General features: G+C 61.8%; 12 protein-coding genes. All 12 read right to left on the reverse strand.

Annotation, left to right across the window (positions count from 1 at the left end):
• Positions 1-16: 16 nt before the first annotated feature.
• On the reverse strand, positions 17-4,813 hold the full coding sequence (locus PJE01S_RS09915; protein ID WP_068833277.1) for a glutamate synthase-related protein: 4,797 nt from the start codon (positions 4,811-4,813) through the stop codon (positions 17-19).
• A gap of 247 nt (positions 4,814-5,060) precedes the next feature.
• On the reverse strand, positions 5,061-5,759 hold the full coding sequence (locus PJE01S_RS09920; protein ID WP_068833279.1) for a transposase: 699 nt from the start codon (positions 5,757-5,759) through the stop codon (positions 5,061-5,063).
• Between the two features lie 78 nt (positions 5,760-5,837).
• The gene (locus PJE01S_RS09925; RefSeq protein WP_068833280.1) at positions 5,838-6,989 is read right to left on the reverse strand and encodes an ABC transporter substrate-binding protein; all 1,152 of its coding nucleotides are present in this window, start codon (positions 6,987-6,989) and stop codon (positions 5,838-5,840) included.
• A gap of 211 nt (positions 6,990-7,200) precedes the next feature.
• Positions 7,201-8,421, reverse strand: a complete 1,221-nt coding sequence (locus PJE01S_RS09930) for an MFS transporter (protein ID WP_068833281.1) — start codon at positions 8,419-8,421, stop codon at positions 7,201-7,203.
• A 73-nt stretch (positions 8,422-8,494) separates the two neighbouring features.
• Complete coding sequence (locus tag PJE01S_RS09935; protein ID WP_068833283.1) at positions 8,495-9,694, reverse strand: deoxyguanosinetriphosphate triphosphohydrolase; 1,200 nt, start codon at positions 9,692-9,694, stop codon at positions 8,495-8,497.
• A gap of 92 nt (positions 9,695-9,786) precedes the next feature.
• A complete protein-coding gene (gene aroB, locus PJE01S_RS25875) occupies positions 9,787-10,902 on the reverse strand; it encodes a 3-dehydroquinate synthase (protein ID WP_068833285.1) in 1,116 nt (371 codons plus the stop codon).
• Between the two features lie 84 nt (positions 10,903-10,986).
• A complete protein-coding gene (locus tag PJE01S_RS25880) occupies positions 10,987-11,511 on the reverse strand; it encodes a shikimate kinase (protein WP_068833438.1) in 525 nt (174 codons plus the stop codon).
• A 172-nt stretch (positions 11,512-11,683) separates the two neighbouring features.
• Positions 11,684-13,798: a type IV pilus secretin PilQ gene (locus PJE01S_RS09950; RefSeq protein ID WP_068833287.1), complete on the reverse strand. Its 2,115-nt coding sequence runs from the start codon at positions 13,796-13,798 to the stop codon at positions 11,684-11,686.
• Entirely contained in the window at positions 13,795-14,346 is a 552-nt protein-coding gene (locus PJE01S_RS09955; RefSeq protein WP_068833289.1) for a pilus assembly protein PilP, read from the reverse strand. The genes PJE01S_RS09950 and PJE01S_RS09955 overlap by 4 nt, the downstream gene beginning before the upstream one ends.
• The gene (locus tag PJE01S_RS09960; protein WP_068833291.1) at positions 14,343-15,017 is read right to left on the reverse strand and encodes a type IV pilus inner membrane component PilO; all 675 of its coding nucleotides are present in this window, start codon (positions 15,015-15,017) and stop codon (positions 14,343-14,345) included. Before PJE01S_RS09960 ends, PJE01S_RS09955 begins: the two co-directional genes overlap by 4 nt.
• 22 nt (positions 15,018-15,039) lie before the next feature.
• On the reverse strand, positions 15,040-15,705 hold the full coding sequence (locus PJE01S_RS09965) for a PilN domain-containing protein (protein ID WP_068833292.1): 666 nt from the start codon (positions 15,703-15,705) through the stop codon (positions 15,040-15,042).
• A complete protein-coding gene (locus PJE01S_RS09970) occupies positions 15,702-16,781 on the reverse strand; it encodes a pilus assembly protein PilM (RefSeq protein WP_068833294.1) in 1,080 nt (359 codons plus the stop codon). The genes PJE01S_RS09965 and PJE01S_RS09970 overlap by 4 nt, the downstream gene beginning before the upstream one ends.
• Positions 16,782-16,948 lie beyond the last annotated feature (167 nt).

Genomic DNA, 16,948 nt, shown 5'->3' on the forward strand with positions numbered 1-16,948 from the left:
ATGCCGGTCGCCCGCCTTACTTGGCAGCGACCGCGTCCTGGTTGGTGGCCACTTGCGAGCGCGTGGTCTCGGTTGCCGCTTCCAGCTGGCGCTCCTTGCGCTCGATCAGGGCACGCTTGTACTCATTGGGGAACACTTTCACAAACTTCAGACGGGATTCGCTCCAGTTGTCCAGCAACTCACGGGCACGCTTGCTGCCGGTCCAGCGGTTGTGGTCCTGCAGCAGGCGCTTGAGCAGTTCCTCGTCGCTTTCACCGGCATGCCAGTCGGCCTTGTCGTGGGTGTGCTGTTCGGCGGTGCTGACCACACGGTCCATGGAGACCATGGACATGTTGCAGCGCGTGGCAAACAGGCCATCTTCGTCGTACACATAGGCCACGCCGCCGCTCATGCCGGCGGCGAAGTTGCGGCCGGTCTTGCCCAGCACGGCCACGGTGCCGCCCGTCATGTATTCGCAGCCATGGTCGCCCGTGCCTTCGACCACCGCCGTCGCACCCGACAGGCGCACGGCAAAACGCTCACCGGCCACGCCGCTGAAGTAGGCTTCGCCGGTGGTGGCACCGTAAAGCACGGTGTTTCCGACGATGGTGTTTTTGGCCGCATCCCCGCGGAAATCGATGCTGGGGCGCACCACGATGCGGCCGCCGGAGAGGCCCTTGCCGGTGTAGTCGTTCGCGTCACCGATCAGGTACAGGGTGATGCCCTTGGCCAGGAAGGCGCCAAAGGACTGGCCTCCGGTGCCTTCGAGCTGGATGCGCAGCGTGTCGTCGGGCAGGCCTTCGGGGTGCAGACGCGTCAGTTCGCCCGACAGCATGGCGCCGACCGTGCGGTTGACGTTGCGCGCGACCTCGATGAACTGAACCTTCTCGCCCTTTTCCAGCGCCGCTTTGGATTTTTCAATCAGGCGGATGTCCAGCGCTTTTTCGAGCGCGTGGTCCTGCTCCATCACATGCAGGCGCGGCACATCGGCCGGCACATTGGGCTGGTAGAACAGGCGGCTGAAGTCCAGGCCGCAGGCCTTCCAGTGGGCGATGCCTTTTTGCGTGTCGAGCAAATCGGCACGGCCGATCAGGTCGTCAAACTTGCGCACGCCCAGCTGCGCCATGAGCTGGCGCGCCTCTTCGGCCACAAAGAAGAAATAATTGACCACATGCTCGGGCTTGCCGCTGAATTTCTGGCGCAAAACCGGGTCTTGCGTGGCGACGCCGACCGGGCAGGTGTTGAGGTGGCATTTGCGCATCATGATGCAGCCCTCTACCACCAGCGGCGCCGTGGCAAAGCCGAATTCGTCGGCACCCAGCAGCGCGCCAATGACCACGTCGCGGCCGGTTTTCATCTGGCCGTCGGCCTGCACACGGATGCGGCCGCGCAGGCGGTTGAGCACCAGCGTCTGCTGGGTTTCGGCCAGGCCGATTTCCCAGGGCGAACCGGCATGCTTGATGGACGACCAGGGCGAGGCGCCCGTGCCGCCGTCATGGCCGGCAATCACCACATGGTCGGACTTGGCCTTGGCCACGCCCGCCGCGATGGTGCCGACCCCGACTTCGCTGACCAGCTTGACACTGATGCTGGCGCGCGGGTTGACGTTTTTCAGGTCGTGGATCAGCTGGGCCAGGTCTTCAATCGAATAAATGTCGTGGTGCGGCGGCGGCGAAATCAGACCCACGCCGGGCACCGAGTAACGCAGCTGGCCGATGTAGTCGCTGACCTTGCCGCCGGGCAGCTGGCCGCCCTCGCCGGGCTTGGCACCCTGGGCCATCTTGATCTGGATCTGGTCGGCCGACACCAGGTATTCGGCGGTGACGCCAAAGCGGCCGGAAGCCACCTGCTTGATTTTCGAACGCAGCGAGTCACCGTCCTGCAGCGGCAAATCGACCTCGACCTGTTTCGGGCCAATCACGCTTTTCAGCGTCTCGCCCTTTTTGATCGGGATGCCCTTGAGTTCCTGGCGATAACGCGCCGGGTCCTCACCGCCCTCACCGGTGTTGCTCTTGCCGCCTATGCGGTTCATGGCGACGGCCAGCGTCGCATGGGCTTCGGTGCTGATGGAGCCCAGCGACATGGCGCCGGTCGCAAAGCGCTTGACGATCTCCTTGGCGGGCTCGACCTCATCAATCGGAATGGCCTTGCTCGGATCGATCTTGAACTCGAACAGGCCGCGCAAGGTCATGTGGTTGCGGTTCTGGTCGTTGATGAGCTGGGCGTATTCCTTGTAGGTGTTCCAGTTGTTGGAACGCGTCGAATGCTGCAGCTTGGCAATCGCGTCGGGCGACCACATGTGGTCTTCGCCGCGCACGCGCCAGGCATATTCGCCGCCGGCATCCAGCATGTGGGCCAGCACCGGATCATCGCTGAAAGCCGCCTTGTGCATGCGCAGGGCTTCTTCGGCAATCTCGAACACGCCCATGCCTTCGACCTGGCTGGCGGTGCCGGTGAAGAACTTGGCGACGGTGTCGCGGTTCAGGCCAATGGCCTCGAACAGCTGGGCACCGCAATAGCTCATGTAGGTCGATACGCCCATCTTGGACATGATCTTGGACAGGCCCTTGCCGATGGCCTTGGTGTAGTTGTACACCGCCTTGTCGGTGCCCAGATCGCCCGGCAGGCCGCCGAACAGCTCAGCCAGGGTCTCGATGGCGAGATAGGGATGGACGGCTTCGGCGCCGTAACCTGCGAGCACGGCAAAGTGATGCACTTCGCGCGCCGAACCGGTTTCAACGACCAGACCGGCCGTGGTGCGCAAGCCCTCCTTCACCAGATGCTGGTGGATGGCCGACAGGGCCAGCAGGGCCGGAATGGCCACCTGCGTGGGGCTCACGGCACGATCGCTGACGATCAGGATGTTCTTGCCGTCCTTGATGGCATCGACCGCTTCGGCGCACAGCGAGGCCAGCTTGGCCTCCACGCCTTCGTGGCCCCAGGCCAGCGGGTAGGTGATGTCCAGCGTGTAGCTCTTGAACTTGCCCTGGGTGTGCGCCTCGATGTCGCGCAGCTTTTGCATGTCGGCGCTGTTGAGCACCGGCTGGCTGACCTCCAGCCGCATCGGCGGGTTGACCTGGTTGATGTCCAGCAGGTTGGGCTTGGGGCCGATGAAGGACACCAGCGACATCACGATGGCTTCGCGAATCGGGTCGATGGGCGGATTCGTCACCTGCGCGAACAGCTGCTTGAAGTAGTTGTACAGCGGCTTGTTCTTGTTGGACAGCACGGCCAGCGGGCTGTCGTTGCCCATGGAGCCGGTGGCCTCCTCGCCGTTGGTCGCCATGGGCGACATCAGGAACTTGATGTCTTCCTGGGTGTAGCCAAAGGCCTGCTGGCGATCTAGTAATGACACTCCCCCGTGGCTCCCCACTTCGTGTGGTTCGCCTCCCCCCTCGCTGGGGGCGGCGCCTTGCGCCCGGCCAAGCCGGTTCGCGGCCCCCGCTGGCAGTTGGGCCACGTCGTCCAGCTTGATGCGCAGGTTTTCAATCCACTGCTTGTAGGGCTTGCTGTGCGCCAGCGTGGCCTTGATTTCCTCGTCGTCCACCATGCGGCCCTGTTCCAGGTCGATCAGGAACATCTTGCCGGGCTGCAAACGCCACTTGCGCACGATCTTGTGCTCGGGAATCGGCAGCACGCCCGACTCCGAGGCCATGATGACCAGGTCATCGTCGGTGACGCAGTAGCGCGAGGGACGCAGGCCGTTGCGGTCCAGCGTGGCGCCAATCTGGCGGCCGTCGGTGAACACGATGGAGGCCGGGCCGTCCCAGGGCTCGAGCATGGCGGCGTGGTATTCGTAAAAGGCCTTGCGGCGCTCGTCCATGGTGGTGTGCTGCTCCCAGGGCTCGGGGATCATCATCATCACCGCCTGGCTGATCGGGTAGCCGGCCATGGTCAGCAGCTCGAGGCAGTTGTCGAAGGTGGCGGTATCGGACTGGCTGGCAAAGCTGATCGGGTAGAGCTTTTGCAGGTCGGCGCCGAGCACCGGCGAGGACATCACGCCTTCGCGCGCCTTCATCCAGTTGTAGTTGCCCTTGACGGTGTTGATCTCGCCGTTGTGCGCCACATAGCGGTAGGGGTGGGCCAGCGGCCACTCGGGAAAGGTGTTGGTCGAAAAGCGCTGGTGCACCAGGCCCAGGGCCGAAACGCAGCGTTCATCGGTCAGGTCCAGGTAGTAGGTGCCCACCTGGTCGGCCAGCAGCAGGCCCTTGTAGACCACGGTGCGGCTGGACATGCTGGGCACGTAATACTCTTTGCTGTGTGTCAGCTTCAAATTCTGGATGGCCGCACTGGCGGTCTTGCGAATCACATACAGCTTGCGCTCCAGCGCGTCCTGCACGATCACGTCGTTGCCGCGGCCAATGAAAATCTGGCGCAGGATGGGTTCCTTGGCGCGCACTGTGGGCGACATGGGCATGTCGCGGTTGACCGGCACATCGCGCCAGCCCAGCAGCACCTGGCCTTCGGCCTTGACGGCGCGCTCCAGCGCCTGTTCGCAGGCCAGGCGCGAGGCATGCTCCTTGGGCAAAAACACCATGCCCACGCCATATTCGCCCGGCGGAGGCAAGGCCACGCCCTGCTTGGCCATTTCTTCGCGGTACAGCGCATCGGGCAGCTGGATCAGAATGCCGGCGCCGTCGCCCATCAGCTTGTCGGCCCCCACCGCGCCCCGATGGTCCAGGTTTTCAAGGATTTTCAGGCCCTGTTGAACGATGGCGTGGGTCTTGTGACCCTTGATGTGGGCGACAAAGCCCACACCGCACGCGTCGTGCTCATTGGCACCGGCATACAAACCGTGTTGTTCAAAATGCTTGATTTCAGCAGCCGTGGTCATGGCAATTCCTCGTCAGGTGGGGACAAAAGCGGCGTCAAGGTACCCGCAGGCACGCGCCACTCTTCTCCGCAAGGGTTCACAATTTTTTCGCAGGAAAGCGGAGCATAGTGCACCGCAACAATAATGCCAAGTAGTTTAATTGGGGTCAGATTCCAATTAAATACCGATAAAATCAATCAACATTTATTTGGGGACACATCAAAAATAGTAGCAAGACATCAAGCAAATATAAGTACTATGCTGCTTTTCAGTCCTCTTTTGGCTGGCTGGCGGGTCGCCCCGGGAGGTTTTTTTGAAGGCGGCGCTCCGTGCGCTTTTGCAGTTCCGCCACAAAATCTTCCCCACCCAGGGCCCAGCCGCTGAGGGCCGACTGGGTCAGCGCGTGCTGCTGCGCCGGCGTGATGCCCTGGTGCACCAATTCGGCGTAGGCCGCCTCGCGCGCGAATGGCGTGTTGCCCAAGGTCCAGAACAAGGGGTGCGGCGTCACCATCCTGTCGCTGCGCAGGCCGGCGTAATGGCCGTGACTGGACCAGGGGTAGTCTTTGGCCTCCCCCACCAGCCCGGCGCGCACCGGGTTGAGGTCGATATAGGCCATGCAGGCCAGCAGGTAGCGATCCGTTTCTATCAGGGTCGAACGGTAGCGCCCTTCCCACAGGGTCCCGGAACGCCCCTGGCTGTCGTTGAAATAGCGCACATAGCGGCGACCGACGGCTTGCATCATCTGCGGCAGACCTTCGGCCGTGCCGGGCGTGGCGAGCAAGTGAAAGTGGTTGCTCATCAGCACATAGGCATGCAGGGCCACGCCAAATTTCTGGGTGTTTTCGTCCAGCAGCGCCAGCAGCATCTGGTAATCGGCCGCGGACGAGAAAATGGCCTGCCGGTTATTGCCCCGCTGGATGATGTGGTGGGGGTAGCCGGGGAGCGTGAGACGGGGAAGACGCGCCATGAGATGCCATGCCTGAAGTTCCCCTCATGATAATTCGGAATCTGACCCCAATATTCTGCAGGCGCTCTCCCAGCGAAACTAGCGGACTATCTTGCCGTCGGGGGTGATGGTCACCAGGTCAATCACGCGCACCGACTCATACTTTTTGGGGCGCAGATTGATGCGGAAGCCGCCCACGTCGTAATCGGTCATGGCCTCAAACACCTTTTGCAGGCCGGCGCGATCGGGCTTGCCACCGCCGCCCGACGCGGCGCGGCGCACGCCTTCGGCAAAGGTGCGGGCGGCGATATAGCCTTCCACACTTTCATAGCTGGGGGTCTGGTCGGTCTGGTTCAGCGCGTCCAGGTATTCCTTGATGATGGGCGTGCCGGTGCTGCGCGGGGAAGGCACCACTTGCGAAATGACAATCCCGCCAATCTCCTTGCCCAGCGCCGTAAACAAGGGATCTATGCCGACCACCGAGAAGTTCAGAAACTGGCCGCCATAACCGGCCCGGCGCATCTTGCGGATGAAAGCCGCCGACGAATTGAACAGACTGACCTGGATGATGGCCTGGGGCTGCGCCTTCATCAGTTGGGCGACCGCCGCATCCACCTTGTCGCTGTTCACCGGCGAAAAGGCACTGCCCACGATGGGCGGGCGCTTGAGGTCGACCAGCGCCTGGTTGACGGCGGCCAGGCCCGCGCGGCCCATGGCGTCGTCCTCGGCAAACACGGCGATCCGGTCCTGGTTGAGCGTCGCGCAATGGCGCACCACCTTGTAGGCCTCGTCAGCCAGCGCCGGACGGACATGAAACACCAGGCCGAGGGCAGGATCATGCAGCGCATCGGAAGCCGCAAAAGGGGCAAAAAACAGGGCGCCCGCCGGTTTGGCCACGGCAAAGGCCGCATCGCAACTGGCCGTGCCGGCAAAGCCGAACAGCGCATCGACCCCCTCATCAAGCAGCTGCCGGGCATTGCTGGCGGCCTTGGCCGGGTTGTAGCCGTCGTCGAGGGCCTTGACCTCTATCTTGTAGCCGCCCGCACCATTTTTGGCATTGATGGCATCGAAATAGATTTTCGCGCCGTTGAAGTAGGCCAGGCCGATCTGGTCTGCCGTCCCGGTGAGCGGCACGGACTGGCCCACCACCAGCTTGCGCGCTTTGGCGCTTTGCGCCCGGAGCGCCGGACTCGCCACCGCAGCGCCCGCCGACATAGCCCCCAGAATGAATTGCCGCCGTTTGAAACCCATGACAAGGCCTTTTGAAATATGAGATAGCCAAGCAGGTTTAATGCCTGCCGGGCCGTTGGCGCCCATCACCTTGGCAAGATGTCAAAACTTGGGCACAAGCGATGCAGCGTAATGCCTGAAACCCTGAAAAGCCAGCCCGGGAAATACCAATACCTCATAAGGCCATGCAGAGGCCGCTACCGCCCTTGGCGCGGTGGCCAATCCTGCGCCCTCATCGCCAGCGCCGCTGGCCTGCCTGCACGGCCAGAAGGCCGTGAATTTGCCAGGCCAGCAACAGGCCTATGGCGCAGCAGGCCGAAGTCACCCAGGCCGTCCATTGCCAGCCCCCGGCATACACGGCCACCCAGGCCACCAGCGGCGGACCGGCGAATTGCCCCAGCGCAGACCATTGCTGTATCCAGCCCACGGTGGTGGACACCGTGTCGCTGCTGGGCGCCAGCCTGATCGCCAGGCTGAACAAGGTGGCCGGAATCAGCCCGCCCATGACAGAGAACAGCAGCACCCCGGCATATTGCAGCGACGGCGGCGCCTGCACGCCAAAAGCCAGCGTGGCCCCCAGCGCCATGGCCAGAAAACCGGCCAGCAGCAGCCTGAAGGGCTGGACGCCGCGGCCCAGCAAGCGCCCGCCGGCCAGGTTGCCCAGGATATTGACGCCCGCCGCCAAGGCCGTCAGCCAGGCGGTCGCGGCGCTGGCAACCCCGGCCTGCACGTAAATGGAGGGCAGGAAGCCGACCACCGCCAGCCACTGCCCTGAATACATGGCAAAGGTCAGCGCCATGAGCCAGGCGGCAGGTGAACGCAGGGTCAGGCCCAGCAGCTTTTTAGGTGTGGGGTTTTCACCGGATGCCATAGCTCCCGTGTGCGACGACCGCGATGAACGGTCGGCGGGCACGCGCCAGAGCAGGAGCGCCGCCAGCAGGCCCGCCAGCGCGGACAACAGCCACCACCAGACCCGCCAACCCCATTCGGGGGCCCCCAGAACCATGACCCATGGCCCCAGCAGCAAGGCCGCCGAAGCCCCCAAGGGCATGTAGGCGCCCCAGACGCCGAGCATGCCCGCCAGGCGCTCCTGCGGCACCAGCTGACGCACCAGGCCGGGCGCGGGCAGCACCACCCACAAAAAGCCCAGCCCCTCAAGGGCTCGCGTGGCCAGCAACCAGGCCGCGCCATGGGCCAAGCCACCCAGCGCACTGGCGCCCCCCAGCAGCAGCAAACCGGCCACCATGCTGTGCCTGAGGCCAATGCGCTGCACGGCCAGGCCCGTGAGCAGGCCCAGCGTCATGCCGGCCAGTTGCACCAGTGACAGCAAAAATCCGGCCTGCAGCAGGGAAACGCCCAGGACTTTTTCGAGCACCGGCAGCGCCGGCGGCAGCTTGCCCACATGCAGTGCCGCCACCACGCCCGCCGCAATCACGCAGCGTGCCGCCTGCATTTTTTGCGCGGCGTCCGATATCGAATCGCTCACCTCAAGCACATGGAGCCCATGAGACAGCCATCCACCACGGTCAAGCGGGAAAAGCCGCGCGGCCCTTGAGGCGTTCGTGCTCTTTGGCGGCGAAGCGGTCCGTCATGCCGGCGATGTAGTCGGCCACCACGCGCTCGGGCTTGGCGCCGGCGGCGTGGGGCACATCGATGCCGTCAAAACGGTCGATATGGGCCTGCGGCAGCTGGGCGGGATCGGCCATATAGGCCTCGAACAGATCGCGTATGACCTGCTTGGCGGCCTGCGTGGTTTCCACCACTTGCGGGTGGCGGTATAAATTTTGTAGCAGGAAACGCTTGAGGGATGAGGACTGCAGGGCCATTTGACTGGAAAAACAGACCAGTGCGGCATGCTGGCGCACGGCCTGGACATCGGCCGGCGCCGCCTTCTGCAGGGCCAGCCGGGTGGCGTCAATCACGTCGTAGACCTGCGCGCTGAGCATGCGCCTGATGGTCTCAAACAGCAGGCGCCGGCCCTGCAGCCCCGGATGCGTCAGCAAGGTTTCCCGGCGGTAGCGGCTGAACAGCGCCACATCGTCCAGCTGCTCCAGGCTCAACAGGCCGGAGCGGACCCCGTCATCAATATCGTGGGCGTTGTAGGCAATTTCGTCGGCCAGATTGGTCAGTTGCGCCTCCAGGCTGGGCTGCAGCCAATGGGGGCCCGCGGCCGCCTGCTCGACAAAGCGGCGCGCCACGCCACCGGGCTCGCGGGCCTCGATATGGCGGGCATTGCGCCGTGAGCAGTGCTTCAGGATGCCTTCGCGCGTCTCGAAGGTCAGGTTCAGGCCGTTGTAGGCCGGATAGCGCTCTTCCAGCGCATCCACGACGCGCAGGCTTTGCAGGTTGTGCTCAAAGCCGGCGCTCTCGGGCTTGTGGGCTTTCAGGCAGGCATTCAGGGCATCCTGCCCGGCATGGCCGAACGGCGTGTGGCCCAGGTCATGCGCCAGGGCAATAGCCTCCACCAGGTCTTCATTGAGCCGCAAGGTGCGGGCAATGGAGCGCCCCAGTTGCGCCACCTCCAGCGAATGCGTCAGGCGGGTGCGGAACAGGTCGCCCTCATGGTTCAAAAATACCTGGGTCTTGTACACCAAGCGGCGAAACGCAGTGGAATGCACAATCCGGTCGCGGTCGCGCTGGAAGTCGGAGCGCGTTGGCGCCGCCGGCTCGGGGTAGCGGCGGCCGCGCGACAGCGCGGGATCGCAGGCGTAGCTGGCCAAAGTCATGGGTTAGGCGAAAAAATGGCTTCCAGCCCAATACGGACGGGCGCAAGCAGCTATCAATTTCATTGCAGATTGATGAAAAAACTTGCCATCTGTCAGGCGCAGCAGGCGTTGATCACCTCGCGCACCAGGGCATCGGGCGCAGACCGGACGGTGGCCTTGCCGGGACCGTCGATCACCACAAAGCGGATCTCTCCGGCCTCGGACTTCTTGTCGATGCGCATCAGCGCCAGGTAGCGGCCGGCGTTGTCGGTGCTCGACAGCTGCGGCCCCTTGACGGGCAGGCCGGCGCGCCGGACCAGCCGGGTCAGGCGCTCGACAAAGGTCGGCTCCACCAGGCCCAGGCGCTGCGACAGATGGGCGGCCATCACCATGCCGCAGCCCACGCCCTCGCCGTGCAGCCATTGGCCATAACCCAGGCCGGATTCAATCGCATGGCCGAAGGTATGGCCGAAATTCAGGATCGCCCGCAAGCCGGACTCACGCTCGTCCTGGCCCACCACCCAGGCCTTGATCTCGCAGCTGCGCTGAATGGCATGCGCCAGCGCGGCGGGCTCCTTGGCCAGCATCGCGTCCAGATTGGCGTCGATCCAGTCGAGAAATGCCATGTCGGCAATCGGCCCGTATTTGATGACCTCGGCCAGGCCTGCGCTCAGTTCCCGGGGCGGCAGGGTCTTCAGCACATCCAGGTCACAGACGACCTGCAGGGGCTGGTAAAACGCGCCAATCATGTTCTTGCCGAGCGGGTGATTGATGGCCGTCTTGCCACCCACCGAGGAGTCCACCTGGGCCAGCAAGGTGGTGGGGACTTGCACAAAGGGCACGCCCCGCATGTAGCTGGCGGCGGCAAAACCCGTCATGTCCCCCACCACGCCGCCGCCCAGCGCGAAAAGCACGGTTTTGCGATCGCAGCCGTTTTCCAGCAGCGCATCAAAAATCAGCTGCAGGGTCGGCCAGTCCTTGTGCGCCTCGCCGTCGGGCAAGGTCACGCTCAGCACCTTGTCATAACGCGCCTGCAGCGCCTGCGTGAGTTGCGCCGCATACAGGGGCGCCACGGTGCTGTTGGACACCACCAGCGCGCAGGCGGCCCTGGGCAGATGTTGGTAGGTCAGCGGGTCGCCCAGCAGCCGGGCGCCAATGACGATGGGGTAGCTGCGCTCGGCCAGATCAATAGATACCTGCGCCACTGCGGAGTGAGAATTTGCTTGCATGGCAACAAGTGTAGAGGCACTCGCGCGCCTGCCGCATGTGCCCGGCTTTTCCTCAGGCCTGGGCGGTGGACGGCACCGAGGCGCCTAGGGCGCCGACACCACGCCGGCCAGCTCCAGTTGCATGGCGATCATGTTAACCAGCGTGGCCACCGAAGGACGGCCGGTTTCAATCACAAAGTGGGCGGTTTCCCGGTACAGCGCATCGCGGGCCGTGTAAAGGTCACGCAGTCGGGCCAGCGGATCAGCCACCTGGAGCAGCGGCCGGTTCTGGTCATGGCGCAAACGCCGGAAGACCTCTTCCGGGGCCGAGTGCAGGTAAACCACATGCGCCCGCTCGTGCAGATGCTGGCGGTTGGCGGGACGGAGCACCGTGCCCCCACCGCTGGAAAGTACGCAAGACTCTCCCAGGGTCAGCTCATCGATGACGAGTTGCTCCACGTCGCGGAACGACGCTTCACCCTCCCGCTCGAAGAATTCGCGAATGGCGCAGCCTATGCGTTGCTCTATCACCTGGTCGGAGTCGATGAAGCGCAGGCCCAGCCTGCGCGCCAGCTGCCGGCCGACGGTGGATTTTCCGGAGCCCGGCAGACCCACACAGGCTATTTTCAGATTTGCATTCACTTGGATCACGATGCTGGCCGATGCCATAAAAAAAGCAGGCATCCTTCCCGGCCTATTGGTCAGAGTCAGAGAGGTTGACAGGAAGAAGCACCGCTACGGCAAACGCTTCCCGCCAGGTGCCCTGAGATCAATCAGCCATCGGCCGCCGAACCGGCCTGGTTTAGCGCAGGGGTGCCCCGTTGCTCAGCATTTTAGGTGTAATGAACACCAGCAGTTCAGACTTGGTGGCCGTACGGGTCTTGGTCTTGAACAAATAGCCGACGGCAGGCAAATCACCGAGCAAGGGCACCTTGGTCTCGTCCTCCCTGTCGTTCTGCTCGAAGATGCCGCCGATCACCACAGTCCCGCCATTTTCGACCAGCACCTGCGTCTGGATGTGCTTGGTGTCGATGGCAAAGCCGTTGGCCGTGGCGCGGCCCACGCTGTCCTTGTTCACGTCCACCTGCAGGATGATGTTGCCTTCTGGCGTGATCTGCGGAGTGACCTCCAGCTTCAGATTGGCCTTGCGAAAGGCAATGGAGGTCGCGCCGCTGGACGTTGCCTGCTGATAGGGAAGCTCAGTTCCCTGCTCAATCAATGCCTTGACCTGATCGGCCGTCACGATGCGGGGACTGGAGACAATTTTTCCTTTGCCATCAGCCTCCGCGGCGGATATCTCGAGATTAAGGAAACGCGTTTTTGCTGCGTTGAACAAGGAAACGGCAAATGTGGCGGCAGGAAACCCGTTCTGCCCGACCGCCGGCAAGCTAAGAAACTCCCCAGCGTTGGTACCGGCCGTGGTGGCACTGTACGTACCCCCAAACTGTGTATTGTTATTTCGGTTGAAGGGCTGGCCGCCGAGTCTGACGCCCAGAGACTTCCCAAATGAATCCGAGGCCTCCACGATGCGTGCTTCAATCAACACTTGACGAACGGCCACGTCCAGTTTTCCGATCAGGCTTTGCACCTGCTCCAGCCGGGAGGGAATATCCGTCACGAACAATTGATTGGTACGGGGTTCGGCAATCACACTCCCCCGATTCGAGAGAAGGCGCGCACTGGCGGGACCACTGCCACCGGCGGTGAGCTGAGCCGCGATATCACCAGCCTTGGCATAGTTGATCTGGAAGGATTGCGTACGAACCGCCTCCAGACTCTGGATAGCATTGCGAGATTCCAGATCCAGTTTGTCCTTGGCAGCCAGTTCATCCTTGGGGGCGATCAACAAGACATTGCCGGCCTTGCGCATGCCCAAGCCCTTGGCCTGCAAAATAATATCCAGCGCCTGGTCCCAGGGAACATCTTTCAAGCGCAGGGTGACAGACCCCGTCACGGTGTCCGAAGTCACGATATTGAAGTTGGTGAAATCTGCAATCACCTGCAATAACGAGCGGATTTCAATGTTCTGGAAGTTCAGCGACAACTTCTCGCCGTTGTAACCAGGTCCCTGCGTCAATTTGCTCGAATCGACCTTTTGCTGGCGAACTTCCAGCACAAACTGGTTGTCACTTTGGTAGGCGCTATGCTCCCATTGGCCTTTGGGCTCTACCACCATGCGGACCTTGTCACCGGCCTGGAAGGTGGTGACTGTTTGCACAGGCGTGCCAAAGTCGGTAACGTCCAGGCGACGACGCAAACCTTCGGGCAATGCCGTTTTGAGGAACTCGACCACCAGGGTCTGGCCCTGCTGGCGAATATCAACGCCAACCTCGTTATTTGCCAATCCCACCACGATACGACCCGAACCATCGGTACCACGGCGGAAATCAACATCCTTGAGCGGCAAGGTGTCGCGGTTGCGGCTTTCAGCAAATACCGGGGTTGCCGCCACGGAAGGCGCGGCAACGGGGGCTGGCTCCAGCGTAATCAGCAGGGACTTGCCCTGTATCTGGGCCTTATAGGCCGTTGGCGCCTTGAGGTTGAGCACTACACGGGTTCTCTCGCCCGCCTGAACCACATTGGCAGAACGCAAATTGCCAAGATTGAGATCGACGGCCGAGCGGCCCATGGCGTTGCTGACCCCCGGGAAATCAAGTGCGATGCGCGCAGGCGACTGGATGCTGAAGCCGGTAGGCACGGTTGCCAGAGGCTCGGCCAGATCGATACGGATCACCTCCACCCCCCCCTGCATGGAACCGGTGACCGCCTGAATGGCATTGGAAGCTTGCGCATTGGCCGCCACTGGCAAAACGGCCATTGCGACACTGACTGACAGACAGCCCAGCACAGACCGGAGAAAACCTTGCAGGGCACCTCGTATCACCTCTACCTCCAATGCCCATTTCTGCTTGTTCATTTTGATCCCTCTAAAAGCTGTAATGTCGCCGGCCGCTCAATCCATTCGCCCGCGGCATCCTGAACGATTTCACGCAAGGCAAGGCTGGTTTCGGTCACCTTGGTGATGCGGCCATAGTTCTGGCCCAGGTAATTACCCACGCGAACCTGGTAGATCAGGTTGTCGACCCGAACCAGGGCAACGGGCTGGCCGACTTTAATCAGGCTGCCCACCATGACAACGGCATCCAGAGGGGATGCCTCAAGAGGCTCTTTGCGCCGGCTCAATTCGGGTGCGATCAGGGCCGCATTGGCGGTTGCCTGATTGGAGTCGCGCTTCAGGGCCTGTGTCAGCTTCTGGTTGCTGAAGGGCTCAATCGAGCCCTCCTGGCTATAGGCTTGCGGGGAAAACTTGCCGGGCTCGGGCAAAGGATCTATCTTGGGCCTGGTGGCATTGCGCTGCTCTGTCATCCATTGCTGCAGCTCTTCCTGCTCGGATGAGCCGCAACCTGCGATGACGGCCAAAACCACCACCAGGCCAGCCATGCGTGCCAAATTGACTAGTCTCATTTTTTACCCCCCTTGGCGGGGGCATTCTTGCGCTGCAAAGCCACTTCCTCAGAGTCCAGATAGCGAAAGGTTTTGGCGGTGGTATCCATCACGAGCGTGCCGTCTTTCACAGGTGTGATGGTCAGGTTGTTCAGGGTCACAATGCGGGAGAGATGCGCAATATCCGAGGCAAAAGCGCCGATATCGTGATACCGGCCCGACACCCGCACCGTAATCGGCAGTTCGGCGTAATAATCCTTGACGCTCACCTGCCCCGGCCGGAACAACTCAAACTGCAGGCTACGGCCCAAACCAGCCTGGTTGATGTCCGACAGCAGCGCATCCATTTCAGCCTTGCTGGGCAATTGCTTTTCAAGCTGTGTCACATACTGCTGGACTTGCTCGCGCTGCTTTTTCAAGGCATCCAGATTGACCGCCTGCGCAAGCTTCTTCTTGTAGTCCTCTTTCAGCTGGACTTCCTTGGCCTGCTCTGCCGTCAGCTCCTCGTCAGAGGCACTCAGCCATAAAAACCAGAGCGCAACAACAACGAGCACGGTGACAGCGAGGCATAAAAGATAGCGTGGCAAACCTGGCCAGGATGGCGGATCGTTCGGATCAAGACCTGTGAACTGGTCCTTTAACTGGCTTTGGAGTTGCGCGAAATCGATGGAGGGTCTTGAAATTTTTGCCATATCAGTCTCGTTCAAAGGCGCTTTAAAGCTTGACTGACGCCGGAACGGCCGAGGCGGGCTTGGCAATTACCGCGGACACAGCGGCCGTCGCTGAATTTGATGCGGCAGAACTGGCGGCTTTGGGCGCATTGGCCCGTGTCAGCCCCACACGCATGGAGAAATTGGATACCCGTCGCTGGTCACGCTGGCTCAGCGTGACCGTGGCGGCGGTAATCTCAACCAGTTCCGGTTTGGTCAACCAGGGGCTGTTATTGGCCAAATTGCGCAGCAACTCTGAAACCCGCTCATTGGACTGCGCCACACCGGTAATCTGGACGGTCTGGTTGTCCTGCTTCATGCTGTTGATGTAAACGCCATCGGGCAATTGCTTGACCAGCTCGCTGAGCAGGTACACCGGCAGATTGCGGTTGCCCTGCAAATCCTCCACGGCATTTTGGCGGGCTCGCAAGGCGGCAATTTCAGCCTGCAAGGTCGCAATATCCTTGATCTGGCTGTCCAGGCGGGCATTTTCCCTCTGAAGGAAATCGTTTTTCCCCTGCTGGGTCTCAATTTGAGCCAGGTACCAGGAGTACACACCACCACAAATCAGCACACCGACGACAGCCGCCAGACCAAGCGCCGCGAAAAACACTTCGCGCCTTCGCTTGCGCGCAGCCTCGCGGTGAGGAAGCAGATTGACCAGAATCACTGCAGGAACCTCCGCAAAGCCAGACCACAAGAGGTCAGGTAAGACGACGCTTCACGCCGCATTTTCTTTTCACGCACCCCGTCGCCGAGCGCCATGCCCTCAAAAGGGTTGGCCAGCAGGCAGGCAAACGAAGTCTGCTGCGTCACGGAATCCGTCAGGCCTGGCAATGCAGAGGAGCCCCCCGCCAGCATCACATAGTCGACCTTGTTATGCGGCGTACTGGTAAAGAAGAACTGGAGCGCGCGGCCGATTTCTTGCGCCATACTCTCGACAAAAGGCTTCAAAACACCCGATTCGTAGTCTTCCGGCAAATCCCCGCTACGCTTTTTGCTCTCAGCCTCCTCGGAGGAAAAGCCGTACTGACGGACAATCAGCTGGGTCAGCTGGGCACCGCCAAAAGCCTGATCACGCTCGTACAGCACCTCGTCATTCTTGATCACCTGCATGCTGGTGGTCAGCGCCCCCACCTCGAACAGGGCGACCATGGTGTCCGCCCCCTTGTTGGGCAGATTTTCAATCAGCCGCGCGGTGGCCAGACGCGATGCGTAGGACTCCACATCCACCACGACCGGTTTGAGCCCTGCCGCTTCGGCCAACCCCTGCCGGTCTTGCACCTTTTCCTTGCGCGAAGCCGCGATCAGCACCTCAACGTCACCGCTGGACGTGGCGCTGGGGCCCACCACGCAGAAATCCAGACTGACCTCGTCAAGCGAGAAGGGGATGTATTGGTTGGCCTCGGATTCGACCTGAATTTCCAGTTCAGCTTCGCTCATGCCGCCCGGCAGTATGATTTTCTTGGTAATGACCGCCGACGCCGGCAGCGCCATGGCCACATGTTTGGTGCGCGTCCCGCTCTTTTTGACCAGACGGCGCACGGCTTCGGCCACTTCGTCGAATTTCTCGACATTGCCATCGGTGATCCAGCCACGTTCCAGCGGCTCAATCGCGCAGCGATCCAGTACCAGATTGCCGGCCTTGTCACGGCTCAACTCCACCAGCTTGACGCTGGACGAACTGATATCAAGGCCCAGCAAGGCGGGCTGCTGACGGTTGAATAACGATCCCAAAGAGATCAAGGCGGTCCCCAAATGACGGCTAATATGTAGCCCTGCATACTTAAGAAATCACTTGAATAGTAGCAGTAAGCCCTTTGTGCAGTAAGGATTTTTCCTGTTTTGCGCATCCAGAACGTTGTCAAAAGCAGACGCTCCTGGCGGTGCGTCCAGATGCAAACCAAAGCAAA

This window comes from Polaromonas jejuensis NBRC 106434, from assembly GCF_001598235.1.
Lineage (GTDB): Bacteria > Pseudomonadota > Gammaproteobacteria > Burkholderiales > Burkholderiaceae_C > Polaromonas > Polaromonas jejuensis.

Coding starts and splice junctions, on each gene's coding strand:
- PJE01S_RS09915 (WP_068833277.1), bottom strand. CDS start 4,813: ATGACCACGGCTGCTGAAATCAAGCATTTTGAACAACACGGTTTGTAT.
- PJE01S_RS09920 (WP_068833279.1), bottom strand. CDS start 5,759: ATGGCGCGTCTTCCCCGTCTCACGCTCCCCGGCTACCCCCACCACATC.
- PJE01S_RS09925 (WP_068833280.1), bottom strand. CDS start 6,989: ATGGGTTTCAAACGGCGGCAATTCATTCTGGGGGCTATGTCGGCGGGC.
- PJE01S_RS09930 (WP_068833281.1), bottom strand. CDS start 8,421: ATGCAGGCGGCACGCTGCGTGATTGCGGCGGGCGTGGTGGCGGCACTG.
- PJE01S_RS09935 (WP_068833283.1), bottom strand. CDS start 9,694: ATGACTTTGGCCAGCTACGCCTGCGATCCCGCGCTGTCGCGCGGCCGC.
- aroB (WP_068833285.1), bottom strand. CDS start 10,902: ATGCAAGCAAATTCTCACTCCGCAGTGGCGCAGGTATCTATTGATCTG.
- PJE01S_RS09950 (WP_068833287.1), bottom strand. CDS start 13,798: ATGAACAAGCAGAAATGGGCATTGGAGGTAGAGGTGATACGAGGTGCC.
- PJE01S_RS09955 (WP_068833289.1), bottom strand. CDS start 14,346: ATGAGACTAGTCAATTTGGCACGCATGGCTGGCCTGGTGGTGGTTTTG.
- PJE01S_RS09960 (WP_068833291.1), bottom strand. CDS start 15,017: ATGGCAAAAATTTCAAGACCCTCCATCGATTTCGCGCAACTCCAAAGC.